The 25,293-nt window shown below is 49.5% G+C and carries 19 protein-coding genes; all 19 read left to right on the forward strand.

All coding sequences use genetic code 11. The features are described 5' to 3' along the window. Positions 1-206 precede the first annotated feature (206 nt). The 19 genes from murA to KQI79_RS02785 all read left to right on the forward strand — a co-directional run bounded on the left by murA (position 207) and on the right by KQI79_RS02785 (position 25,254). Positions 207-1,547: a UDP-N-acetylglucosamine 1-carboxyvinyltransferase gene (murA, locus tag KQI79_RS02695; protein ID WP_216536687.1), complete on the forward strand. Its 1,341-nt coding sequence runs from the start codon at positions 207-209 to the stop codon at positions 1,545-1,547. A gap of 145 nt (positions 1,548-1,692) precedes the next feature. Then, complete coding sequence (gene spoIID / locus KQI79_RS02700; RefSeq protein ID WP_230190884.1) at positions 1,693-2,805, forward strand: stage II sporulation protein D; 1,113 nt, start codon at positions 1,693-1,695, stop codon at positions 2,803-2,805. A 145-nt stretch (positions 2,806-2,950) separates the two neighbouring features. Next, positions 2,951-3,691, forward strand: coding sequence for a M23 family metallopeptidase (locus KQI79_RS02705; protein WP_216536689.1), 741 nt, complete (start codon positions 2,951-2,953; stop codon positions 3,689-3,691). Positions 3,692-3,923: 232 nt separating this feature from the next. Further along, positions 3,924-4,211, forward strand: a complete 288-nt coding sequence (spoIIID, locus tag KQI79_RS02710) for a sporulation transcriptional regulator SpoIIID (RefSeq protein ID WP_216536690.1) — start codon at positions 3,924-3,926, stop codon at positions 4,209-4,211. Between the two features lie 156 nt (positions 4,212-4,367). After that, complete coding sequence (mreB, locus tag KQI79_RS02715; RefSeq protein WP_216536691.1) at positions 4,368-5,366, forward strand: rod shape-determining protein; 999 nt, start codon at positions 4,368-4,370, stop codon at positions 5,364-5,366. Positions 5,367-5,827: 461 nt separating this feature from the next. Then, a complete protein-coding gene (locus KQI79_RS02720) occupies positions 5,828-6,712 on the forward strand; it encodes a flagellar hook-basal body protein (protein ID WP_216536692.1) in 885 nt (294 codons plus the stop codon). 53 nt (positions 6,713-6,765) lie between these two features. Beyond that, positions 6,766-7,599, forward strand: coding sequence for a flagellar hook-basal body protein (locus KQI79_RS02725; protein ID WP_216536693.1), 834 nt, complete (start codon positions 6,766-6,768; stop codon positions 7,597-7,599). 101 nt (positions 7,600-7,700) lie between these two features. Beyond that, the gene (locus KQI79_RS02730; protein ID WP_230190882.1) at positions 7,701-7,916 is read left to right on the forward strand and encodes a DNA-directed RNA polymerase subunit beta; all 216 of its coding nucleotides are present in this window, start codon (positions 7,701-7,703) and stop codon (positions 7,914-7,916) included. Between the two features lie 81 nt (positions 7,917-7,997). Next, positions 7,998-8,537, forward strand: coding sequence for a CDP-alcohol phosphatidyltransferase family protein (locus KQI79_RS02735; protein WP_216536694.1), 540 nt, complete (start codon positions 7,998-8,000; stop codon positions 8,535-8,537). Between the two features lie 130 nt (positions 8,538-8,667). Then, positions 8,668-9,099 (forward strand): 3-hydroxyacyl-ACP dehydratase FabZ, encoded by a 432-nt coding sequence (fabZ, locus tag KQI79_RS02740; RefSeq protein ID WP_216536695.1) that lies wholly within the window; start codon positions 8,668-8,670, stop codon positions 9,097-9,099. A 51-nt stretch (positions 9,100-9,150) separates the two neighbouring features. Further along, entirely contained in the window at positions 9,151-10,866 is a 1,716-nt protein-coding gene (locus KQI79_RS02745; protein ID WP_216536696.1) for a phospho-sugar mutase, read from the forward strand. Between the two features lie 105 nt (positions 10,867-10,971). Further along, entirely contained in the window at positions 10,972-12,996 is a 2,025-nt protein-coding gene (locus KQI79_RS02750) for a DUF5693 family protein (protein ID WP_216536697.1), read from the forward strand. Continuing rightward, positions 12,963-14,153 carry a polysaccharide pyruvyl transferase CsaB gene (gene csaB, locus KQI79_RS02755; RefSeq protein ID WP_216536698.1) on the forward strand — a complete coding sequence of 397 codons (1,191 nt, stop codon included), beginning with the start codon at positions 12,963-12,965 and terminating at the stop codon, positions 14,151-14,153. Before KQI79_RS02750 ends, csaB begins: the two co-directional genes overlap by 34 nt. Positions 14,154-14,258: 105 nt before the next feature. Beyond that, the gene (locus tag KQI79_RS02760) at positions 14,259-14,957 is read left to right on the forward strand and encodes a WecB/TagA/CpsF family glycosyltransferase (protein WP_216536806.1); all 699 of its coding nucleotides are present in this window, start codon (positions 14,259-14,261) and stop codon (positions 14,955-14,957) included. Between the two features lie 117 nt (positions 14,958-15,074). Further along, the gene (locus KQI79_RS02765) at positions 15,075-16,205 is read left to right on the forward strand and encodes a glycosyltransferase family 4 protein (protein WP_216536699.1); all 1,131 of its coding nucleotides are present in this window, start codon (positions 15,075-15,077) and stop codon (positions 16,203-16,205) included. A 503-nt stretch (positions 16,206-16,708) separates the two neighbouring features. After that, complete coding sequence (locus KQI79_RS02770) at positions 16,709-20,434, forward strand: S-layer homology domain-containing protein (protein ID WP_253297923.1); 3,726 nt, start codon at positions 16,709-16,711, stop codon at positions 20,432-20,434. A gap of 124 nt (positions 20,435-20,558) precedes the next feature. Then, on the forward strand, positions 20,559-20,900 hold the full coding sequence (locus tag KQI79_RS02775; RefSeq protein ID WP_216536701.1) for a hypothetical protein: 342 nt from the start codon (positions 20,559-20,561) through the stop codon (positions 20,898-20,900). Between the two features lie 466 nt (positions 20,901-21,366). Next, a complete protein-coding gene (locus KQI79_RS02780) occupies positions 21,367-24,501 on the forward strand; it encodes an S-layer homology domain-containing protein (protein ID WP_216536702.1) in 3,135 nt (1,044 codons plus the stop codon). Positions 24,502-24,786: 285 nt separating this feature from the next. Continuing rightward, positions 24,787-25,254, forward strand: coding sequence for a hypothetical protein (locus tag KQI79_RS02785; RefSeq protein WP_216536703.1), 468 nt, complete (start codon positions 24,787-24,789; stop codon positions 25,252-25,254). Positions 25,255-25,293: the final 39 nt, after the last annotated feature.

The raw sequence follows: 25,293 nt of genomic DNA on the forward strand, positions 1-25,293 counted from the left end.
GCGAGTGAAACGAAAATGTCGAATAACATCGAACTTTTGTGTTAACAATGGTTAATACAACGGTAAATCGAGAAAATAACGCTTGTTACCTTATATGCTGGGATGGTATTATGTATCTTGGGTAAAACACAGGAAACGCAACAAATGTCATATTCTGCTGTATTTTGAAAACGTAAAGGTAAAAAACTCGCGCGGAGGGAAACAGAATGAGCAAATTTATCGTCCGCGGCGGCAAACGGTTATCCGGAAGCGTACGCGTTAATGGAGCGAAAAACTCCGTGCTTCCGATTATCGCTGCCTCTCTCTTGGGGGAAGTAGGAGAAAGCGTAATTTGCGACGCTCCTCCACTCGACGATGTTATGACGATTAGCAAAGTGCTCGAAACACTCGGAGCCGATATTACATATCAAAACGAAATCATTCGCGTCAATGCGGAACGCTTATCCTCCTGCGAAGCGCCATATGAATTTGTCCGAAAAATGCGCGCATCCTTTCTTGTGATGGGCCCGCTCTTGGCCCGCGAAGGATATGCGCGAATTTCGCTGCCCGGCGGCTGCGCAATCGGTACAAGACCGATCGATCAGCATCTGAAAGGGTTTGAAGCGATGGGGGCGGAGATCGGCCTCGGACAAGGATATATTGAAGCGAAAGTCAAAGGGCGATTGAAAGGCGCGAAAATTTATTTGGATGTAGCAAGCGTCGGCGCAACCGAAAACATTATGATGGCCGCCACCTTGTCGGAAGGAACGACGACGATTGAAAATGCGGCGAAAGAGCCGGAAATCGTCGATTTGGCCAACTATTTGAATGCGATGGGCGCCAAAGTGCGCGGAGCCGGAACCGGCGTCGTTCGGATTGAAGGCGTTGACAAGCTCCGCGGCGCGAAGCATTCGGTCATTCCGGATCGCGTGGAGGCGGGAACGTATATGATCGCGGCTGCCATAACCGGCGGCGACGTCTATGTTGAAGGGGCGATCGCCGATCATTTGGGCCCGGTCATTTCGAAAATGCAGGAGATGGGCGTGACGATCGAACCGGACGAGAACGGAATTCGCGTGCGCGCGGATCGGCCGCTTAAATCGGTAGACGTCAAGACGTTGCCTTATCCGGGTTTCCCGACCGATATGCAATCGCAAATGATGGCCTTATTGATGGTTTCGGAAGGCACGAGCGTCGTGACGGAAACGGTATTCGAGAATCGTTTCATGCATGTGGACGAATTCATTAATCTGAACGGGCAAATTAAAGTCGAAGGCCGTACCGCCGTTGTCAGCGGCGGCATGAAATTGGTGGGCGCCAAAGTATGCGCGACCGATTTGCGGGCCGGAGCCGCGCTCATCTGCGCGGGGCTGGCTGCCGAAGGCACGACGGAAATTACCGGCACGCATCATATCGATCGCGGATACGTCAATATTGCGGAGAAGCTCTCGCAATTGGGCGCCGACATTTGGCGAATTACGGCGGAAGAACCGGTATTCGAACCGGAAGTCGAGAAAACGAAGGAACAAGACGTCAAACTGTTTAAAGTACAACCTACATGGGCATAATACACAAATAAGAAGATCGAAACGGCTATCGTTTCGGTCTTTTATTTTAGTTCTAGCTTGTCTGTAAAGCTCATATCTATTTAATGAGAAATTCATATAACTATGGATCGGGCAAATCGCTAGAAACAGCTCACGGAGGATGACAATGAGACGTATTGAATTCAACTTTCGCGGCGGCGGAAGAGCGTTCCGGCGCGCCTGCGGCAAAATCCCCCCGGGAGGGTGGATCGCGATGTGGGCCGCGGGATTAATAGGAACGGCTCTCTGCATTCCGCTGCTATTGGTCGACGACGTTCCGGTCCGGCAATACCATTCGGCGGGGCAACTGGCACAGACTGCGCCGAAGGAGAAGACGGAAATTGGTAGAGAGACGGAGATGGAAATCGAAGTGCGCGTCTATGTAACGAAGGAGAATGCGATTGAAACGGTAGCATTGAACGATTATGTCCGCGGCGTCGTCGCGGCCGAGATGCCGGCCGATTTCGAGCTAGAAGCGTTAAAGGCGCAAGCGATCGCGGCCCGCACTTATATCGTCCGCCGGTTAGCCGCCGGCGACAGGAGCGGCGTCCCTGTCGAGGGGGCGGATATTACCGACACCGTTGCGCATCAAGCGTACATTTCCCAGAAGGGGGCCGCGCGGGGAACGGCCGACAGCGCCGGACAAGACCGGATCGGCCGGGCGGTGGCGGAAACGGGCGATACGATTATGACATACCGGAACGAACCGATCGAGGCGGTCTTTTTCTCTACCAGCAACGGATATACGGAAAATTCGGAAGACTACTGGCAGCAAAAGATTCCGTATCTTCGCAGCGTTTCCAGCCCGTGGGACAAGTCGCTGGCTCCGAATTACGAGGAAACGGTGACGATGCCGGTTTCCGATTTTTTGCAAAAGCTGAATCTCGATTCGGCGGCCGTCCCGGCGTTCGGAAATAAGGCCGGGGGAAAGGGGGCCATTCGCGTCTTGGAAAGGACGAAAGGGCGCCGCATCAAGCAAATCCAAATCGGAGGGCAATCGTTCAGCGGGAGAGAGGTTCGCGAAAAGCTAGGTTTGAGATCCTCCCATTTCACTTGGTCTATCGACGGCGCGAATATACGGATTACGACTTACGGCAACGGCCACGGCGTCGGCATGAGCCAATGGGGGGCCAACGGGATGGCGAAGGAAGGGAAAACGGCGCAGCAAATTTTGCAACATTATTATACGGGAATTCAATTCGAGAAAGCTTCGAATATATTACGGAACGGTTCCAAGTAGGGTCGGATGCGTTGCTCCATCCCGCACGGGAAGCGGCTTTAGGAAAGCGCGGATACTCTATTGGAATAGCAATCTTAAAAATTAGTTTGATAACAGGTATAAAAGTGTTCGCCGCGGTAACAATGGTTACTGAGGTGATATGCAAATGAATGAACAAAACAAATCGAAGCAAGTCCACGAAGACGCTTCTAAATCGATCTCGGGAGCGGCGGCTGTAAAGCCTTCTTCATGGAAAAGGATGTTGTCGAAAAAATGGGTCTTTCCTGCAGTGTACATGGCAGCTATCGCAATCTTAGTAACCGTATTTTTCGTCTACCAGGGTGCTAGAACGAAGGACAACCCTGAGCTCAGCTTGAATACCATCAATGAAAACGTAGACGCGGTTACGACGGGGAACGAAGCGGCGACAGATCCGGAGCATACCGAAACGGCGGCAAATGTGGAACCGTTAGGCTGGCCGGTGAAAAACCGGGACGAAGTCAAGGTCGTCATGCCATTCTATGATACGGACGCTTCGGCGGAAGTACATAAAGAGGCGATGGTTCAGTACAACGATACGTTCACGCCGAACGTAGGGATCGACTTGGGCCGCGAAGACGGCAAGACGTTCCAAGTAACGGCCGCACTGGACGGAACGGTTACGCAAGTGCAGAACCATCCGATTCTCGGCAACGTCGTTGAAATTACGCACGCGAACAATGTGAAGACGGTATACCAAAGCTTGGCCGACGACGTGGCGGTCAAAGAAGGCGATGAAGTGAAAAAAGGCGATCCGATCGCTTCCGCGGGACGCAACGAGCTTGAAAAAGACTTGGGCGCGCATCTTCACTTCGAAGTGTATCAAAACGGCAAAGTGGTCAATCCGGAACCGTTGCTTCAAAAATAAGCAGTCTTTCCGGACAGGATCCGGGTTTCGGGAAATTCCCGGGGAATTTCTTGAACAAACATAGGAAAATGCAGCGTTTCAGCCGTCGGGGCAGGGGGGAAACCCCTCTGTCCTTTTGGCATGTCCCGAAAAAATTTGTACAGATTTGAGCTTGTCAGGCTTGGAAACAAAGAATATATAGGCACGCCCCTCATATAATGTACCAAACTATCTCGAGTAGGGAGGCGGGAGCGTGCACGATTACATCAAAGAGCGAACCATTAAAATTGGGCGTTGTATCGTTGAAACCAAACATACGGTTCGTACCATTGCGAAAGAGTTTGGAGTATCGAAAAGCACGGTGCACAAAGATTTAACCGAGCGTTTACCGGAGATTAATCCGGATTTGGCGGATCAGGTTAAGCACATTCTCGAATACCACAAATCGATTCGACATTTGCGGGGAGGAGAGGCAACGAAAATTAAGTATAAAAAGTCGAGCGGCAAAAAACGCGAAGTCATCACCGCTGGAAAATCTTAAGAAGAATATGGAGAAGTGCGAGAGCAAGCAATAGTCATTGTGTAACCCGCCCAAAGTATGATATGTTTAGAAAATAGTAAATAATGTGCAGGAATTTCCCGGTAAATGTCGAAGTTTATGACTTACTAATATTTTACTTTGGAGGCCAATGTAATCATGATAAGCAAGGATATCGGAATCGACCTCGGCACAGCGAACGTGCTGATCCACGTGAAAGGGAGGGGGGTAGTATTAGACGAACCTTCCGTAGTCGCGATCGAAAACGAATCAAAACGCGTGCTCGCCGTCGGGGAAGAAGCGCGCCGCATGGTCGGCCGCACGCCCGGTAATATCATTGCAATTCGTCCCTTGCGGGACGGGGTTATTGCGGACTTCGAAATAACGGAAGCGATGTTGAAGTATTTCATCGATCGTGTGGGCGGTCGGAAATGGTACAGTCATCCCCGCATTCTCATTTGCGCCCCGACGAACATTACGTCCGTCGAGCAGAAAGCGATACGCGAAGCGGCGGAACGTTGCGGAGCGAAGGAAGTATTCTTGGAAGAGGAGCCGAAGGCTGCTGCCATTGGGGCTGGAATGGACATATTCCAGCCCAGCGGAAATATGGTCGTCGATATCGGCGGCGGAACGACAGATGTAGCCGTGCTTTCCATGGGCGATGTCGTAACCGCCTCTTCTATTAAAATCGCAGGGGACAAGTTCGACTCCGCTATCATGAAATACATAAAAAATAAATATAAGCTGTTGATCGGCGAACGCACGTCGGAAGATATTAAAGTGAATATCGGGACGGTATATCCGTACGGACGGGAAGAGGAGATGGATATACGCGGCCGCGATATGGTAAGCGGGCTGCCGCTCACGGTGACGATTAATTCGACCGAGATCCGGGAAGCGTTATGGGAACCCGTATCGTCGATCGTCGCCGCCGCCAAATCGGTGCTGGAACGGACGCCGCCGGAGCTGTCGGCGGATATTATCGATCGCGGCGTTATTTTGACGGGCGGGGGCGCCATGCTGAACGGATTGGACGAACTGATGGCCGAGGAGCTGAAGGTCCCGGTCTTGATCGCCGACGATCCGATGCATTGCGTTGTGAAAGGCACGGGCATTATGTTGGACAACCTCGACAAAGTCGCTAAGAAAAAACTGTAGCGCTGCCGATAACTATATTATAGGTAAAGATTGATTCGGCGGCGGGCATTGGTTTCCCCGATCGTCTGAGGCGAACGGATAAGGCTAGTTCGGGACGATACGTTCATATAGCGGTATAAACTACCGTTAATTCGCCTATTATCGTTTAAAGTATGAGATTAAATGTAATTTGTACCGTTAATTTAGGCGTGAATATAGTTCTATGGGCAATTTGCCAAAATTAACGGTAGAGAATGGCGCTAAATTCGGGACAAGCCTAGCTATAAGCAAAATAAAGGCAGTTTTTACCGCTAATTAGTTTGTCTCGTTCATTGAGGCGAGGTTTCGGCAAACTCATAAGTGACAGCTTTGCTCCGCAAAACTTAAGTTGATGCTTACGAAGTCAGCTTTGCTCCGCAAAGCTTAAGTTGATGCTTACGAAGTCAGTTTTGCTCCGCAAAACTTTAAGGAGGTTCCCTTACATGCTCAGAGGTTTATATTCGGCCGCGTCGGGAATGATGACGCAGCAACGCAGGCACGATACGGTAACGAACAATATCGCGAATCTTAATACGCCCGGCTATAAGCAGGTGAATGCGGCGGCGCGCGCGTTCCCGGAGATGCTGATCGCTTTGGTCGGCGCGGACAATCCCGGCGCCAAGTCGATCGGCCAGTTGAACATGGGTGTATTCTCGGAAGAAAGCATTCCGCTATTTATGCAAGGAGATTTGAGACAGACCCAGAGCGCGTCGGATTTTGCGCTTGTAGCGGATTTAACGGGCGCGGACCCGAACTTGGTCTTTGACGCATCCGGCAAAGCCGTCACGCAGGACGGCGAAGTTGTGTTCAAGCCGCAGGCGTTTTTCACGGTGCGAGACGGCAACGGGGAAACCCGCTATACTCGCGACGGCAAATTTACCGTCAATGCGAACGGCAATTTGCAAGCCGGCGACGGCTCTCTGGTGCTTGGCGTGGATGGACAGCCGATCGATATTGGCGATCGGGCCATTGGCGAACTGTCGGTCAACGGGCGCGGAGAATGGTTTAACGCAACGACGGGAGAGCTTGTATTCGATATTGAACAGTTATTAATTACGAGGATCGAGAATCCGAATCTGCTTATTAAGGAAGGAAACGGGAATTTCCGTTTCGCGAATGAAGAAGATGCGGCTGCTGCGCGGCCTGTCAACGATACCGACGACGTAGAGGTTCGTCAAGGCTATCTGGAACGCTCCAATGTCGATCCTTCTCAGGCGATGGTCGATATGATGGCTGCGGCGCGCGCTTATGAGGCGAATCAGAAAGTCATTCAATTTTACGATAAAAGCTTGGAAAAAACGGTAAACGAGGTCGGACGAGTACAGTAAGAGAATGATTGAAGCAAGGCATGAATATACCTAAGTGGGAAGGGGCTTCGCTAATGAACAATTCCATGATTTCCGCCATGGTGTCGATGGGCGGCATTCAGAAGAAATTGGACATCATCGCCGATAATATCGCGAATATGGATACGAACGGATATAAGCGCAAGCAATCTACGTTCGAAGATGTGTTGACCACGGCAGTGCAGCATGAGGAAGCAATGAAGCTGCCCGGACGGATGACGCCCTCCGGATTTACGGCAGGTTGGGGGGCCAGGCTGAACACGATGTCGTGGGACTTGTCCCAAGGCGCGATGCTCAATACGGGCAATCCGACCGACTTGGCCATTGAAGGCGACGCTTTGTTTGAAGTCAATGCGGACGGTCTCACCGGCTGGACGCGCGGTGGCGCTTTGCAGTTGAATCCGGTGGAAGGCGACGAAGAGAACGTATACTTGACGACCAGCCAAGGTTATCTTATTGTAGATACGGAAGACCAACCGATCGCCGTTCCGAACGGATATCATATTCAAGTAGACGAGAAAGGCAATGTGACGGCGCAGCAGCCCGGCAGCACCGAAAGCGAAGAGATCGCCCGAATGAAGCTGGTACAGCCGCGGCGGCCTGATTTGCTGACGCAGACGGACGATAATTTGTTTGTCATTGCGGGGAATACCGATCCTACGGTCGTTCTGGCAGCTATCGATATGGACGAACCGCTTGACGAACAGAAAAGTGTGGCGGTACGCCAAGGTTTCCTGGAACAATCCAACGTAAGCCTGACGGACGAGATTGCCGACATGATGCAAGTGCAGCGGGCTTACCAATTGACGGCCAGAGCGTTAACGTCAAGCGACAATATGATGGGTCTGGTAAACACCTTACGCGCATAATGCGTGTACGGACGGTGAATCAATCCCCTTTTTGATCACGAGAATGACCGGCTTTGCACCAAGAAAGGGGATGCTTATTCAAAGTGAGGAACAATGTGAGTATGGAAATGGAAACGAAAAACGGCGGTGGTTCTATGCCGAAATGGGCGCGCATCACGTTTTTGATTTTACGCAAATTAATCGTGCCGGTACTGTTTATCATTGCTCTATATGCGGGACTGGTCGTCGGGTATGTGGTTTTCGGCAAACAACCGGCTTCCGATGTGATGCAATGGAGCACGTGGAGACATGTGTTTGATTTAATATTTGCGAAATAATATACTCCTCGCATGGGGAGTTTTATTTTTTTAAGCAGAGTTGTATAATATTTGGGAGACTGAGTACGGAGGGGGACAACCTTGAATTTGCCGAATATGTTGACGCTGGCGCGTTTCGTTTTGATTCCGGTCTATATCCTGGTTTTCGCAGGCGGACATCGGTATGCGGCTTTTTCCGTCATTTTATTGGCAGGGCTTACCGATATTTTGGACGGATACATCGCACGCAAACGCAATCAGGTGACAACGGTCGGCAGCATGCTTGATCCTCTTGCCGACAAAACGATGATGCTTGCGGTGATGATCTCGCTCCTCGTATCGGGCGACTTGCCCTGGAGCGCGGCGCTGGCGATGTTCGTCCGCGACGCAGGCATGATTATCGGCTCGGCCTTTTTTCATTTTAAAGGTTTTCTTACCGTGCCGGCGAATTGGATGGGGAAATTGACGACGATTCTTTATTATGTGGCGATTCTGTGGATTTTCTTCACCTTGCCTTATGCGCGGGAACTTTTGTGGGCGGTCATCGTATTTTCTTTTGTCACGACGATCATCTATATTTTCCAATTCAAACATTTAAACCGAAAAGAGCCTATTCATAAAAGCGGGACGCTCGCTGAATAAGGCTCCTTATCTCAACCTTCACGACTGCAGTTCATGAAGGATACTCCTATGTTGCTCAATAAAGCGTTTTTTTATTCGTGATGCAAGGTTCATCTTCAATACGAGTTTATGTCCGAAAGGAGCTTTTCAATTGCTGAACATTCAACAAATTCAAGAAATTATTCCGCATCGCTATCCGTTTCTGCTTGTCGATCGGATCGTTGAAATCGAGGAGGGCAAACGCGTCGTCGGTTTGAAGAACGTGACGATGAATGAGCCGTATTTTGCCGGCCATTTCCCCGAATACCCGGTGATGCCGGGCGTGCTGATCGTAGAGGCGCTCGCGCAAGTTGGCGCCGTGGCAATGCTCAGCATAGAGGCGAACCGCGGCAAAATCGGTTTTCTGGCCGGTATCGACGGATTCCGGTTCCGCGACCAAGTGAAGCCTGGCGATACGCTGACTTTGGAAGTGGAAATCATTCGCCTGAAAGGCTCGATCGGCAAAGGAAAAGGAACGGCGAAAGTCGGAGACCGCGTCGTGGCCGAGGGCGAAATTATGTTTGCGCTGTCCGACCCATCCTAATACGCAGCAGGTGCAAGAAAGAAAAACTTACGGAGGGAGACTGAAACGAGCATGGACCAGTCCAACACCAAGCATGGGAAAGCTTATGAATTATGGTTGAACGATCCGCATATTGACGAGGCGACGAAGGCGGAGCTGCGCGCGATCGCCGATCAGCCCGCCGAAATCGAAGAGCGGTTCTATAAAGATTTGGAATTCGGCACCGGCGGGTTGCGCGGCATTATGGGAGCGGGAACGAACCGGATGAACCGCTATACCGTCGCCCGCGCGACGCAAGGATTTGCGCAATACATCTTGGCGAACCGGAAAGAAGGAGAGAATCCATCCGTCGTCATTGCGTACGACTCGCGGCAGAACTCTCCCGAATTCGCCCTGACGTCGGCGCTCGTGCTTGCCGCGAACGGCATTCAGGCGAAGGTGTTTCCCGAGCTTCGGCCGACGCCGCAATTGTCGTATGCGGTTCGCGCGCTGAAAGCCAGCGGCGGAATCGTCATTACGGCCAGCCATAATCCGCCTGAATATAACGGATACAAAGTATATAACGCGGAGGGCGGGCAACTCGTGCCGCATGAGGCGGAGCAAGTCATCGAGCAGATCAGGGGGATCGCTTCCTTCGAACAAGTACGCATGGCTGCGCGCGAAGAAGCGGAAGCGCAAGGTCTTCTGCAATGGCTTGGGGAAGCGGAGGATCTATCGTACATAACGACGGTGGCGGCTCAAAGCCGAAATCGCAGCCGGATCGAAGGGGCGGGCGGCCTCGGAGAATCGTTCGCCATCGTTTATACGCCGCTGCACGGATCGGGCAATATGCCGGTGCGACGGGTGCTGGAGGAAATCGGCTTCCGGAATGTGCATGTCGTGCCGGAGCAGGAACGGCCTGACGGCCAGTTCCCTACGGTGAAGTCGCCGAATCCGGAAGAACGCGAAGCGTTCGCGATGGCCGTGCGGCTTGCGGAACGAATCGATGCCGATATTATTATCGGGACCGATCCGGATGCGGACCGCATGGGCGCGGTGGTGAGGAACAACCAAGGCGAGTATGAGGTATTAACGGGGAATCAGTCCGGCGCGATCATGGTGCATTATTTATTGAGCCAAATGCAAGCCGCCGGCGAACTGCCCGCGAACGGCGCGGTCGTGAAAACGATCGTAACGAGCGAGATGGGGGCGGTCATCGCCGAACATTACGGCGCCAAAGTGCTGAATACGTTAACCGGATTCAAATATATCGGCGAGAAAATGACGCAATTCGCCGCCAGCGGCGAGCATACTTTCCTGTTCGGATACGAGGAAAGCTACGGTTACTTGGCGGGCGAGTACGCGCGGGACAAGGACGCCGTCATTGCCGCCATGCTCATCTGCGAAGCTGCGGCCTATTACAAAAGCCAAGGCAAAACGTTGTATGACGTATTGAGCGAATTGTACGCATCGCACGGGTATTTTTTGGAAAAACTAGAGTCCCGCACCTTGAAAGGAAAAGACGGATTGGAGCAAATCCAATCGATCATGTCCGAATGGAGATCGAATCCTCCGGCTCAAGTGGCCGGCGTGAACGTCAAGCGGCGCCTCGATTATTCGGAAGGCATCGACGGGCTGCCGCGCGAGAACGTGCTCAAGTTTATTATGGAGGACGGCTCCTGGTTTTGCCTGCGCCCGTCCGGGACGGAGCCGAAGATTAAGTTATACTTTGCCGTGCGCGGCGAATCGTACGATCAGGCGTCCGCGGCGCTCGACCGTCTGGTTGAGGCGGTAACGGAAAAACTGTAATATTTTTAGAAAAGGATAAATGGATAGAATTGAGGGCATGACCTCTTTGGAGAATTGCATGTTTTCCGGGGAGGTCATCCGAATTTTGCCTGAGGAGGGAAACTTGTGCTTTCATTTTTGCAACGTTGGAACGCACGGACGAAGAAATGGCTGTGGGGACTCGTCATATTGGGAATTCTCGCGTCATTGCCGATCGCTTACCAACGGATACAAACCGAATCATCCGCGAATACGGTCGAATTTGTTTTCGATTATCGCGATTTATTGGACGTGGCCGCTTATCAACCGAATCCGCAGCAATATGTCGACGAACAGCTTGACCGGCTGAAAGAAGCGGGCGTGCAGTCGATGGCGATGTTCGAAAGCACGCTTGCCGAATATAAAACGAATCGCCGCGTCTTGGTATATAACGCTGCCGAGATGGCGACATTAACCGGACAAGCCTTTAATCCGAACGAAAATTATACGTATATTCTGTTTACGAACGAAGAGAACGAGCGCAGAATCGCGCCGCTCGTTACGAATACGTTCTCCAGCCTGGAGATCGGCGTGAAGCCCTGGACGTGGAACGACAAGAACGGGCTCATCATTGAAACGCCGGTGGAGAATGCCGTGCTGAAACCGATGCCGCAAGATCCGATCGCGATGGAAATGCTGCACGGCAAAGGGTTTCATATTGTTCCGCGTTTAACGGACAGCTTGCCTTACGATCAACAAGCGATGGAGCAGTTGTTTGCGGAATACGCCGCGCTCGGGGTGAAACGAATCTTGTTCGAAGGGGAATCGGTGAAAGGTTATACCGATGACGCCGAGAAGAAGAGTATCGCCGCGTTTGCGGAGTTGTTGAACAAATACGATATCGGCATCGCCGCCATCGAAAATTTGAAATCGCCGCAAAAAGGAATGAACAAGCTGGCGTATCTTATCAATTATAATGTCGTGCGAATCTACTCGTTAAGCGAAGCGGACTCGTCGCTTAGCGAATCCGTCATAGCCGACCGCTTCGTGCTGGGGACGAAGGACCGCAATATCCGCATGATTTATTTGAACACGCAGGCGTCGACCAATCCGGCCAAGGCGTCGATTACGAATTCGGTGGACAATTTGATCCGCAGCTTGCAGAAGCCGGGCAACGCCATTGCAGGCATTGAGAGCAACGGATTCGAGCTTGGACAAGCTCAGGCGTTCAACGTCCACGACGCGTCATGGCAGCGTTACGCCAAGCTGTTCGTATTGATCGGCGGGGTGGCTTTGATCGCTTTGCTTATCTCGTATTTTATCCCTGTGTTGATGCTTCCTGCTGTTGTTATCGGATTAATCGGCGCGGCCGGGCTTTATAAATTGTCGCCGCCTCTGCTCGAACAAGCGATGGCGCTCGGCGTATCGATCAGTTCGCCTACGATCGCGCTCGTGCTGCTCGTTCGCAAGGTGATGTCGGTCGCGGATGCGAAGCCGGACATGACGGCGGGCCGCCGCGTCGGGTTGACCATCGCGCTGTACGCGAAAACGGCGGCGATCTCCTTGGCATCCGTACCGTTAATTATCGCGCTGCTGAACAATATTACTTACAGCCTTGTATTGGAGCAGTTCCGCGGCGTCAGCTTGCTTCATCTCGCTCCGATCGGTCTCGTGGCATTGTATGTGTTCTTGTACCGCGGCGATTCGGTCGTCGGCGAAGCGCGCAAACTGCTCAAAACGCCGATTACATTGCTATGGATCGTTGCATTCTGCGTCCTCGGCGCGGCCGGGTATTATTATCTGACGCGGACGGGCAATGCGGGGAAAGTATCGGGAATCGAGATGGTCATTCGGACTTTGCTGGAAGATACGTTCGGCGTGCGTCCGCGGTTTAAAGAGTTTATGATGGCCCATCCGGCGTTTGTGCTCGGTCTCTTCCTCAGCTTCAAGTATCGGAACGCCGTTTATTTGTTCATTATCGCAGCGATGGGGCAATTGTCCTTGGTCGATACGTTTGCGCATATTCATACGCCGATCGTTATTTCGTTGATACGTGTCGTACTCGGTTTGGGATTAGGTCTCATCATCGGACTTATCGCCGCAGGGGTGTGGCAGATCCTTGAAAGGTGTTGGCAAACATGGGGTCGAAAGCTGGTACAAGCAAAAGAATAGTCATCTCCGGATACTACGGTTTTAACAATAGCGGCGACGAAGCGGTGTTGAAGTCGATTCTGGCCGCGTTGGAAGAGCAAGCCCAGGCGGAAGGGATCGCGGTCGAGCCGGTCGTTCTGTCCGCCGACCCGGCGCTGACGACCCGGCTTTACGGCGTGCAGGCGGTCCAGCGCATGAAGCTGGGCGATATCGTTCGCGCGCTGCGCGAAAGCGACGGCTTGATCAGCGGCGGCGGCAGTTTGCTGCAAGATGCGACGAGCGCCAAATCGATTCCGTATTATCTGGCGATTGTCAAAATCGCCCAATGGCTCGGAAAACCTTCCTTTATATATGCGCAAGGAATTGGCCCGGTCCGGCGCAAACTATTCTACGGGATGATTCGCCGCGCGTTTCGCAAATGCGCTTACGTGTCGGTGCGCGATCAGGAGTCGGCGGAACTGCTCGCTGCGATGGGCGTTGCGCGGGGGCGGATCGATGTCGTGCCCGATCCGGTAATGGGGTTGCCGCTGCCGGATGGGGGTGCGGATGCGGAAGCGAGGGTATCCGTATCCGGCGCCGAATCCGCCGAGGATGACTTGCCTTTGCCGCTAGTAGGCGTCTCTGTGCGCTATTGGAACGAAGACCGCTCCGACCTCGACCGCTGTGCCGAAGCGCTCGCCCTATTGTGCAAGCGGAGCGCCGTCCATTTGCGATTTCTGCCGTTTCATCTGCCAAGCGACGAGGAAGCGTCGCGCTACGTGATCGACCGGATCGGCCAGAACGGCGGCCCCGGCCTTGGCGTAGACGGGGGCGGCAGCCGCATAAGCATCTGTCCGCCGCTGCAAGATCCGCAAGCGATGCTTGGGGAAGTGAGCCGCTGCGATTTGCTGATCGGCATGCGGCTGCACTCGCTCATTTATGCGGCTTCGCAATCCGTGCCGCTGCTCGGCATTTCGTACGATCCGAAGATCGATCACTTCCTGCATCGGTTGAATTCGGTTGCCGTCGGGACAACGGCGTACCTTGACCCGCAAGCCACCGCTTCCGAAGCGGCGCGTCTGCTTGCGCATGGCGCAGAATGGCGCCGCAGCCAGGCAGCGGGAATCGAACGGCTGAAGCAGGAATCTCAGCTGCCCGCGAAACAAATCGTTCGTTACTTACGTCTAAACAAAGGGTGATGTTAGGTGAATTCACTGCAACACGAATCGCAGCCAGCACCGGAACCTGCCGGACGGCGTCAATCTGTGCCTACGGTTTCCATTTACGGCGTTCCTTTTTCCAAGATGGATATGAAACAGACGGTGGAATATTTGATCGACGCGGTAGAGCGCCGGGATTCGCATCAAGTCATTACCGCCAATCCGATTATGGTGATGACGGCCCTGGGAAGCCCTGAATATATGAGCGTCATGAAGCAAGCCGATTTGATCGTGCCCGACGGTACGGGGATCGTGTGGGCGGCAGGATATGTCGGCGAGCCGGTAGCGGAACGGGTAACCGGTTTCGATCTGGTGCACGAGCTGTTCCGTGCGGGCGAGAAGCGCCGGTGGAAGATGTTCCTTCTGGGGAGTTCTCCGGAAGTCATCGAGGCCGCCGCGGCGAAGCTTCAACTCGATTACCCCGCGGTCCGCATCGTCGGAATCCGGGACGGATATTTCCAAGACAGCGAAGACGACGAGGTCGTTGCGCAAATTCGCGCAGCCGATCCGGACATCCTCTTCGTCGCCCGCTCGGCCGACAAGCAGGAGCCGTGGATTGCGCGCTACCGTCAGCAGTTGAACGTGCCGATTATGATGGGAGTCGGGGGAAGCTTCGACGTTATTTCGGGCAAGCTGAAGCGTGCGCCCCAAGCGGTGCAAAAGCTTCGTCTCGAATGGTTGTATCGCTTGGCGAAGGAGCCGCGGCGCTTCAAAAGAATGCTTGCGCTTCCGAAATTCGCATGGAAAGTGGTCCGCGACAAAGAAAACGTGACAAAACCTTAACATTTTCATTGAAATATAGTAAAATAACGCGCAAACGGTTAAATTCAGGGATGGAGTTTATTTTTCGATCGGAGTATAATTCAATCCGGTAGAGAAATAGGGGGTCGAGAGTACCAAATGGAAATGATCTATGTATTCGGATTTGCCATCGCACTCGTGTTCGCTCTTGGATTGACGCCTCTTGTCAAAAAATTCGCGGTCAAAATCGGCGCGGTCGACGTGCCGAACGCGCGTAAAGTGCATACACGCACGATGCCCCGTCTTGGAGGATTGGGCATTTACGGTGCCGTTATTATCACTTTTTTGCTTATTTATCCATGGATTCCCGACAGCATCTTCGATACGGTGCGGGAAGCGAATTTAATGAAAGCTCTGCTCGTCGGCGGTTCGATTATCGTGCTGATCGGCGCGCTGGACGATAGATTTGAATTATCGGCGAAGGTGAAGCTGCTCGGCCAAATCGTCGCCGCTTGCGTTGTTGTGTTCGGATTCGACGTTACCGTTAATTTCGTCAACATTCCGTTCGGCAGCGGCCATATTTCCATGCCGGATTGGATTGCTATCCCGCTCACGATTATATGGATCGTCGGCGTGACGAACGCGATCAATCTGATCGACGGCTTGGACGGACTTGCGGCCGGCGTGTCGGGCATTGCGATCGGCACGATGTTGGTTATGGCGTTCGTGATGGGAAACTGGGAAGTTGTACTGATCAGCCTTGTTCTGCTCGGCAGCGTGGTCGGATTTCTATTTTTCAACTTTCATCCGGCCAAAATTTTCATGGGAGACTCAGGCTCCTTGTTTCTTGGTTTCAGCTTGGCGATGTTATCGTTGCTCGGCTTTAAACAGGTCGCGGTTGTGTCGTTCCTGACTCCGCTGTTAATTATCGGGGTGCCGCTGTCGGATACGTTCTTCGCGATCGTACGCCGCTGGCGCAACAAGAAACCGATCTTCGCGCCGGACAAAGGCCATCTGCATCATTGCCTGCGCGAGCTCGGCTTCAGCCATCGCAAATCGGTTTTGATCATCTACGGTATCGCCACGTTCTTCGGCGTGCTCGCGATTATCCAATCGATCGCCGCCGTGCATGAGGCGAACTGGGTGACGTTTATCGTCGTCTGCATCATGCTCTTCAGCCTGCAAATCGGCGCGGAAATTATCGGCATCGTAGACAAAACCAGAAGACCGCTGCTCGATTTCCTGCTGCGGCTACGCATGAAAACAGGCACCGACTCGCATTCGAAATAATTTTTTGTATGAATCAGCCCTTATCCGGCATACCGGATAGGGGCTTTTATGTTGGGCCGGCTTGCGAGAGCGGCGTTCAACATTTGTAACGGAACTCGAGGACCTTAAAGTGGAAAAAAGCCGTCCTTTCCGTTTCTAACGGAACCCAGCGCTCTTATTCGTTGGTTTTGGAGGGAGAAATGAACGTATTACGGCAAATAAGGTCTCTCACATCCGTTAGATTTTAAAAAGTGTGGATTTTGATCAAATAGAGTCCCCTGGTTCCGTTAGCCGTGATATATATGTTTCCATCATTTACGAACCTCCTTAAATTTTGCCGCAACATCTAAAATTTCGCCAACTTTCGACCGATAACAGAAATACGTGACTATTTTTTGTAGAAAGGTCTCTTACCAAGGGGATTTCAAGTAAAATCAGGGAGAAGGTGGAGATGAATGGACAAGTTATCAAATCTGCATCGTGCGGATGTTGAATATAAGAAGGAGGGACGAAGAGTGTCGAGAATGTGGAGCAAGTTGGTTAGTATGATGTTGGTGCTTTCTCTAGTTGTCGCCTGGCTGCCCGTAGGGTCGCATCAAGCGGCGGCGGCATCGGATTATTTTCAAATTGCCAATTTTAACGATGACGTAAAGAATCCAACCGAAGTGAATACGCAAACGGTCGATTTGGTGGGGACGTTTACCGGGGTATCGGCGAACAGCATATCCTATGAGATCGATACGATTATTTTGAAAGAGGACGGTTCCATTGAAGTGGTGTCAAGCCGCAAAGGGACCGATGTCAAACCGGTGATCGAGAACTCGATGACGTTCCGTTTTCCTGGGATCAAGCTTGATTCGGGGCTAAACCGGATCACGGTGAAAGGGAACAATTCGTTAGGCAACGTTGTTACCGCGGAAGTATTCGTCAGATATTCGAACGCTCCGATGTTATATGATATTAAAGCGGCAGACGGACGCATTTTGCGAGACAGCACCGATCCGACGGTTATTGATACGAAATCGATCACACTGCGGGCGACCAATGCGAAAGAAGTTTACGTAAACGGCAAGAAAATGTATTCCGGAGACGGAAAAAATTACGTCGCATCGGACATTCCGTTGGTAGACGGGTTGAATACGCTGGTTATTACCGCGAGCAACGAAGGAAAGACGATCACAGAAACCCGCGAGGTCGTTTATTACGGCGGGGGACCGACCGCTTACAACTTGGAAATCGGCAATACGAAGGTTGAGAAAAACGGAACGGTGAACAAAACGGCTGCGAGCGCCGAGCCTGTAAAAGTTGCGGTTGTTTTTAAATTGGAGAACACTGCGCAAGAGCAATTAAATAACTTGAAATTGACTTTAACCGATCCTAATAACAATCTCGAATCGGTAACCGGTACAGCAAGCAATTTGGACAAGGTATCGAAAGACAGCCGGTTTATCACTTTCTTCTATTCCAATTTAAGCCCGGGATTAACCGTGAATGCGGAGGGGCGGCATAATGTGCACGTGCAGGGCGAATACGGGAAACAAACGGTCAACTATGCCATTAATTTCACGAATCGCACCTCTTCGTCAGCTTACATTACGGATATCCAACAGCTATTTAACGTCATTGACGACGGTTCCAAAATTACTTATGACAGAAGCGCGCCTTTGTCGTCCAATGCAACGTTTCTAGGGCTGCCTGTTTATATTTTGGTAAAAACGAGCGCCGCGACATCCGTAGATTTGAAATCTTTGGTCAACGGCAATGCTGCTTCTAATTTTAATTACGAATCGCGTACGCTTGCGAACGGAGAAGCGGGGATTGTATTTAAAATAACAAGCATGCCTCCGGGGCAGCAAAATCTTGTGTTCACGCCGGGAGCAAGCGCGGCGGACAGCAGAACGGTTACGGTCAGTTATGTATCCGCGCCTTACCTGGAAATTGTGAATATTCAGGATGGAACGATCTTAAATAAGAATAAAGATCTTGAGAAAATTGTTATCAAGCATACGAATTTTTCCCAATCCGACTTGAGTTCGATTAAGCTGTCTATTAACGGCAGAGAATTGACGGGAGCGCCAAATAATAACAGTACAGATAACTTGTTGGAATATACAATTAGCGATGCCGAACAAAATTTATTGGTTGCCGGCCCGAATACGATCAAGATTACGGGAACGACCAACGGCATTCCGGTATCCACGACAATCACGATCTATATTTTCGCTAAATATTCGCCTGAGATCAGCGCAGTCTTTCCGGTTCCTTTCGTTGTAGATCCGGCCGGGATTCCGATCCGGCAAAACGACGATCCGAGCGGATTATTCAAGCTTGTATCGGACAACAAATACGCCACTTCGGAAAAAGCGCTGGAAGTGCTGTTCACGGTTCGAAGCGCCGATAAGTTTGACGTCCGGGTAGACGGAAAGTTATGGACTGACGCCAAACAGGACGGCGACGCATGGTTGTTTGACAATAACCGGCTCTTTATGGAAGGATCCGAACCGCTAAAAGACGAAAACGGGAATACAATGACGGATGAAAACGGAAATGAAGTGATTCTGTATCATTTCCGCTTGCTTAAACAGCCGAACGAGAACACCGATGCGCTCACGCTTTCCAAAACGGGAGAGAAAAGCATTACGATCACCGCGCGCAAAGGCTCGGCCAACGTATCTCATACCATCACGATCGTCAAAGAGAACGCGTCTTTCTCGATTCTTTCTCCGAAACTGCCGGACGAAAGTGTCATCAACCAAAATTTCTTGAAGGTAAGCATCGAAGCGGAAGGCGCCAATCAAGTGCTTATCGGCAAGCAGGAGCTTGTTAAGGATAAGACGAACGATATTTTCCGCGGCGAAGTGAACAATTTAAAGGTAGGGAAAAATACGATCAAATTTACGGTCATTCAAGGCGATCAAAAAATTAACGGCCAATTTACCGTAAATTATGCCGGCGAGAAATTGCCCGGCGCATTATTTAAAACGGAAATTCCGAAATCAGGCAAAACGACGCTGTTTAAAGGCGACATGATCATAAGTTTGCCGAAAGGGACGTTGCTGAGGGAGGCTAACACCTTGCCTGGACAAGCGCCTCCTGAAATAAACATGTTCGACAATCAGCAAATCCTGTTCGGTATCGCGGACAAAAATGACGGCCGAATTCTCAAGAAGTATAATGCGGTAGGCGAGGAAGTTTCCGGAAGACCTCAAGACGGTATAATTAAAGAAATTCCGGCCGATTTTTCGGCTATTCAATGGTTGACTCTGCCAAGCCGTTACGGCTACGCTTCCGAGTTGTTCTGGATGGACGCGGGCTATATCGAGAAAGACAGCATGGGGAATGTCACGAAAGTCATTGAAGGAAAACTTCCGTATAAATCGTATAACGATCCGATCGAAGATCCCAACTTCTATGATCGTTCCAACATTCAATGGATGGAACCGACACAACGAGGAACCATTACGATGAAGTACGATCCGAACATTCGCGACGCGATTTCCGCAAACCTGGGGATATGGCGTTGGGTAGACCGCGACCAAATGTGGGTTCCGCTCGGAGGGACCATCGATGCGAAGAAACAAACGATAACTGCGCCGTTCGACGGTTTCGGTTATTATGCGATTCTTGGCCTTCGTTATACGTTTGACGATATTATCGGGCATCCATATGCGCGTAATAGCCTGGAAATTATGCTTTCCAGCAAAATTATGAATCCGATCGACGATTATGAATTCGGTGTATACGAGAACGTATCGAGAGGCGAATTCGCCACGATGCTGGTGAAAATACTGGACATCCCATTGGAGTACGATGAGAATAATCCTACATTCGACGATGTCGGCAATTATGGCGGTTTTAACGTACTATGGGATTACAGATATGTCGAGACAGCGGTTCGCAAAGGGATTATTCGCGGAATCGCTCCCCGGGTCTTCGACCCGAATGGCGATTTGACGCGGGAGCATGCGGCGACGATGATCGCGCGTGCGCTAAACTTGAAGTTAGGCACGAAGGAGAAAGACCTTCCGAAGCTGCAAAAGCAATTTACCGACGCGAATACGATCGATCCTTATATGGTTCCGGCAGTACTTGCTGTCAATAAAGCGGGGTATATCGAAGGTCTTCCGAATCAAATGGTGGAAGGACAGAAAAAACCGACGTACCGTTTTGATCCGACATCTAATTTAAAACGGGCCGATGCGGCTGTTATTGCCGAAAGAATCATGAGAAAGTTAAGGAAAATCAAGTAAATGAATGCTTTGGCAAGCTACTGGGAGCCCTGCGGGGCTCTCTTTTCCTCTCACTACCTTTTGTAATTCTCTGCGCTTTACGTTACAATAACGAAAAAAGGCATAAAGGGGAGAATCCGACTCGATGAAACTGATGAAATCGAAGCCTCAGTTAGAATACGACAAGGCCAAAACGAAATTTGAAGAGAAAGCCAAAATTCTTCAACAGAAAATTGAGGAAGTTCGCCAACATAAAGAAATTACGCAAGAAGTTATGGAAGAGATCGTTCTTGAAACCGGGTTTCATGACGCGTTCAACTCCTTGACGAAGGCGGAGAACGAACTGATTGATTGGTCGCATCGCACGATTAAGCATGAGAAAATGTACAAGGATAATCGCGAGCATTTCGACCGGATGTATGAAAATCTGCATACGAATCCGAAAGCGCGTGCCACAATCATCGAATTGGCCATGAAAATCAGATAATGTTGAGGCAGGTTGGCCGAGATCAGGCGTCTTTTCTAAAGGCGCCTTTGTTTTTGGCTTGATTATTTTACAATTTTTTCTTAATGACGGGCTTCTAACACCGTGCTATACTAGCAACCGTGGCTTTAAAATATATCATGCCGATATGATCTGGACTGATAGCTGGCCATATGCAAAATTTCTCAAATTTTTTTTGAAAAAAGAACGCAACTTTTGCTCGTTTCATGCGTTTAAGATGATGACAAGAAAAAAATGAATAAATTTTAACCGATTCGACACAGGTTCTTCCTAACTTGCGAAATTATGGCTTTACGATTATTGGGACTCATTGTATAATGTTAGGGTAGGCTACGAATCTACATTTTTTTCATATGTCGCTTGTCTTGTTTACTAGTTTCTGTGATCGATTCGATTGCAGACATGATTATAGCAATTTGCTCAACTCGGGGAAGGGGGTGAATCGGCAATGAGTAACAAGAGCTACCATTTTACTAAACAAGGTTCTCATGATAATCAAGGAGGAGAAACAAAGGTTATGAAGAAAATTTTATCAGTCGCACTTTCTACAGCGATGGCATTCTCCATGTTCGCGTCTGTAGCGTTCGGTGCGGAGGCAGAAAAGAAACTTACTACTCAAGAGAAATATGATTTCCTGAAAGAGGAAGGCATATTCACTGGCTACAAAGACGGCACTGCCGGTCTTGACAAAACAATGACTCGCGCAGAGTTTGCAACGGTTGTAGCAAGATTGTTGGATCTTGACCTCAACTCCAGCACTGTATCTTACAACGATAAGCTTTCCGGTGGCGGTGTGTACAACACTGAATACTGGGCTCATGGAGCTATCGAAGCTGTAACAGCAGCTGGCTTGATGCAAGGTAAAAACGCAAAAGCTAAATTGTTCGATCCAAACGGCGACGTAACTGTTGAAGAAATGGCAAAAGTATTGGTGTTGGCACTGGACATCGAAGTTCCGGCTGAAGAGCCAGGCGCTAACTGGTCCAAACACTATGTTGCAGCAGCAGTTGAAGCTGGCTTGATTCCTGCAGGATCCGAACTGAAAGCTCCGGCTCTCCGCAGCTTGTTGGTTGACGCTTCCTATGCAGCGTTCCAAGCGATCGAAGACGCTAAACTTCAACCTAAAGAAGTGAAAGTGGTTGACGCTACACATATCGAAGTAACTTTCACTGACGGCGAAGTTGTTAAAGTAGAGCTTGAAAAAGCGCTCGAAGCTAACAAAGAAACTGAAGTGAAAGTAACTCATCCAAACGGTAAAGAGTACACAGTTAAAGCTACTTATGTAGTGACTGCAGCTCAAAAAATTGAGTCTGTAAAAGCTGACAACCTGAAAGAAATCGTAGTTGCATTCGACGGTGAAGTTGACGAGAAAAGCGCAACAGCAGAGTACAACTACACGATTGATGGGTTTGAAGTTGATTCCGTTTCGTTGTCCGAAGATAAAAAATCAGCCAAGATTCTTCTGAAAGAAGATTCAAGCAACGACTTGGTTAACCAAAAAGAATACGAACTTGAAATCAAAAATGTCAAAAATTCGGATGAATCCAAAACTTTTGACCAAAAAGTAAAATTCAAACCGGTTGACATTACGCTTCCTAAAGTCCAAGAAGTTGTTGGTTTGGGAACGAAAGCATTCAAAGTAGTATTCTCGGAACCGGTAAGACGTTCGACGGTTAACACTACTTCCAATTACAAAGTTGACGGAAAATCCGTATCGGGATATGTTGATTACAGCTATCCGAACGTCGCAATCATCTCGACGGAATTGAGCGTTGGCGAGCACAAATTGGAAGTGAGCAACGTTGAAGACTTTGCGAATTACAAAAACGTTCCGGAAGAGATCACGTTCACAGTTGCTGAAGATACAGTAGCTCCGGAAGTTGTTTCCGGTACGACGAAAGACTTGAAGAAAGTTGAAATCTTCTTCAACGAACCGGTAAAATCGGTGAAGAAAGCTTACCACACTTCTTCGTCGAAAGAAGCTTACTCGATCGAAATCAGAGACAACAAAGCAACGTTGTTCTTCAACGACGATAACAAATTGAGCTTGGGTGAAAACACGGTTTACCTGGAAGGCGTTACTGACTACAGCAACAACTCCGCTAATCGTGAAGCAAAAGTTACTCCTCAGCTTGACAGCGAACGTCCTTACGTTGCTAACGTAAAAACTGAGGCAATCGAGAATGACAGCAAATACAGAATTACGGTCGAATTCAGCAAAGATGTTGAAACAAAAGATGCGACAAATGCTGACAACTTCACCTTGAAAAAGGAAAGCGGCAGCGTTGTGGATTCGAAAGGCTTCAACTACAAAGGCCATCCGAACAACCTGAAATTCGACGGCAAGAAAAAAGTTACGATCGAAACGATCGGCAAACTTGATGCAGGCAAATATGTTTTGGAAGTAAATAGCATCCGTGACACGGCCGCTGTTCCGAACACGATGTTGCCATTCTCCAAAACGATTGACTTTGCCGATGTGAACAGACCTAATGTTTCTAAAGCATGGTACAAAGAGCGTAGAGTAAGCAACAAATATGAAGCTGAGATTTATGTGCAATTTGACAAAGCCTTGGCTGTTGACGGTTCGGGTAAAGCGGATGACATCAACAAGTACAACTTCTCTACTCAAAAATTTGCAGATGATAAATTCGATGCTGAGGACGTAACGAAGTTTGAACCGTTCCCGAAAGATACGAAAGTGGAATTGGCGAATGCAAATACTGTGAAGTTGATTTTACCGCGTTCCGAAACTAAACTTTCTACGGATGGGGAAGGAGGATCCTACTTCGCGCTTCGCATCATCAACGTAGCGGATACGAAAGGAAACTTTATCTCCGGTTCTATCAAACAAGTAAAGGTTGCTCCGGAAGCTAAAGTAACAATCCAAGTTGAAGAAGCTACTGCTACTTCCAGAGACACTGTTAAAGTGAAATTTGACGGAATTGTCTCCAGCATTAACGATAGCGACTTTGAAGCAGAAGGTCTTGCTCTGACGCAATATTCCAAAGAGAACAAAGATGGCAAAACGGAAGTTGTCTTTAAAGTCAAATCCGGAGCCAAATTGAGACCGGATACTGAATATGAGTTGAGTGACGGTACGACAGCGAAACTTTTCGTAGTTCTTCCTGGCGCTACTACTCAAAACGAATTTGGTAAGAGAATTGAGTCTGGCAGCTATATATTGAAAGACGAAATTAAACCGGAACTCGATTCGAACAGACTGAAATTCTCTTACTCTGTTACCGACAACACCTATTCGGCCGTTCTTACTTTCAACGAGCACGTTAAATTTAACGGCACCGATAAGGATATTGTTGAAGTGAAGGTTAATGGTGAAAAAGCGAAAATCGAGAAGATTTTCAACGTTGAAGAAATTGCTGGAAAATTTGGCGCAGTAGCAGACGGTAAATCGAAACAACTGGCTGTGGAATTTACACCGAAGACAGCTTGGGAGAAAGGTAAAGTTTACGATGTTGAACTTACTCTCAAATCCTACAACGCTAATTCCAAAGCAATTGCAGACTTGAAAGGCAACGGAGCAGAAGGTAACTCTGCTGCCGGAAAACTCGAAGTTAATTAATCTTATCTTTTTACCAAGAAGCCTATTTATATAGGCTTCTTGGTTTTTTCATGACCTAATATAGTATTTGGAGCGGTGTTCCATTGATCAGGCAACCTTTTTAAATTAACGCTGCCCTGATTCAACCTGAATATCATTATTGCATTTACTTCTCAAAGGAATACTTATAGTATGATCCCACAAATATGTAAATAATACTTTATACCCATATATTTACTAGTTAAATATTGGTAGAATTAGAGATGAGGACGGCCGCCTCCAAAAAATAAGAAGGGTGACGATTCCATGAAAAAAATTTTTTCGTTACTTCTTGTTATTGCTTGCATGTTTGCGTTGTCGTTTTCTGCGTTTGCCAGTTCTGACTTTTCCCCGATGGCTGCAGGTTTCGGTGATACTCAAGATACGGCATTTCCAATTAATTTGACACCTCCTGGAGAACATTTTGATATGTCTTTATCCGGTCCTGATGACGTTGATTGGTACAAGTGGACAAATAATACCGGTCGACACAAAATGGTTGATTTGCTCTTAATGAAGTTTGGGGAAGGGATATACGATGTAGCTATAAAAATTCGTTATGCAGACGGAACAGAAACATCGAAGCTATATATAGAAGAGAACGATACAGTGCGTTGGGCACCTAATCTATATATTCCCGCTGGAGCTACACTCTTTTTCGTTGTTGAGCCCAAAGTTTTCATTTCTCCATCAGAAATCTATCAAATATTCCTTGTTGATGTTGAATTAAAGTAGTACAGTACGTTAAGCGCCCCCGGGCGCTTTTTCTCGTTT

The organism is Paenibacillus sp. MSJ-34 (assembly GCF_018918005.1).
Classification (GTDB): domain Bacteria; phylum Bacillota; class Bacilli; order Paenibacillales; family Paenibacillaceae; genus MSJ-34.

Bases quoted from the DNA above. Each gene is read 5' to 3' on its own strand.
- murA (WP_216536687.1), top strand. From the start codon at position 207: ATGAGCAAATTTATCGTCCGCGGCGGCAAACGGTTATCCGGAAGCGTA.
- spoIID (WP_230190884.1), top strand. From the start codon at position 1,693: ATGAGACGTATTGAATTCAACTTTCGCGGCGGCGGAAGAGCGTTCCGG.
- KQI79_RS02705 (WP_216536689.1), top strand. From the start codon at position 2,951: ATGAATGAACAAAACAAATCGAAGCAAGTCCACGAAGACGCTTCTAAA.
- mreB (WP_216536691.1), top strand. From the start codon at position 4,368: ATGATAAGCAAGGATATCGGAATCGACCTCGGCACAGCGAACGTGCTG.
- KQI79_RS02720 (WP_216536692.1), top strand. From the start codon at position 5,828: ATGCTCAGAGGTTTATATTCGGCCGCGTCGGGAATGATGACGCAGCAA.
- KQI79_RS02725 (WP_216536693.1), top strand. From the start codon at position 6,766: ATGAACAATTCCATGATTTCCGCCATGGTGTCGATGGGCGGCATTCAG.
- KQI79_RS02730 (WP_230190882.1), top strand. From the start codon at position 7,701: ATGGAAATGGAAACGAAAAACGGCGGTGGTTCTATGCCGAAATGGGCG.
- KQI79_RS02745 (WP_216536696.1), top strand. From the start codon at position 9,151: ATGGACCAGTCCAACACCAAGCATGGGAAAGCTTATGAATTATGGTTG.
- csaB (WP_216536698.1), top strand. From the start codon at position 12,963: ATGGGGTCGAAAGCTGGTACAAGCAAAAGAATAGTCATCTCCGGATAC.
- KQI79_RS02760 (WP_216536806.1), top strand. From the start codon at position 14,259: ATGGATATGAAACAGACGGTGGAATATTTGATCGACGCGGTAGAGCGC.
- KQI79_RS02765 (WP_216536699.1), top strand. From the start codon at position 15,075: ATGGAAATGATCTATGTATTCGGATTTGCCATCGCACTCGTGTTCGCT.
- KQI79_RS02770 (WP_253297923.1), top strand. From the start codon at position 16,709: ATGTGGAGCAAGTTGGTTAGTATGATGTTGGTGCTTTCTCTAGTTGTC.
- KQI79_RS02775 (WP_216536701.1), top strand. From the start codon at position 20,559: ATGAAACTGATGAAATCGAAGCCTCAGTTAGAATACGACAAGGCCAAA.
- KQI79_RS02780 (WP_216536702.1), top strand. From the start codon at position 21,367: ATGAGTAACAAGAGCTACCATTTTACTAAACAAGGTTCTCATGATAAT.
- KQI79_RS02785 (WP_216536703.1), top strand. From the start codon at position 24,787: ATGAAAAAAATTTTTTCGTTACTTCTTGTTATTGCTTGCATGTTTGCG.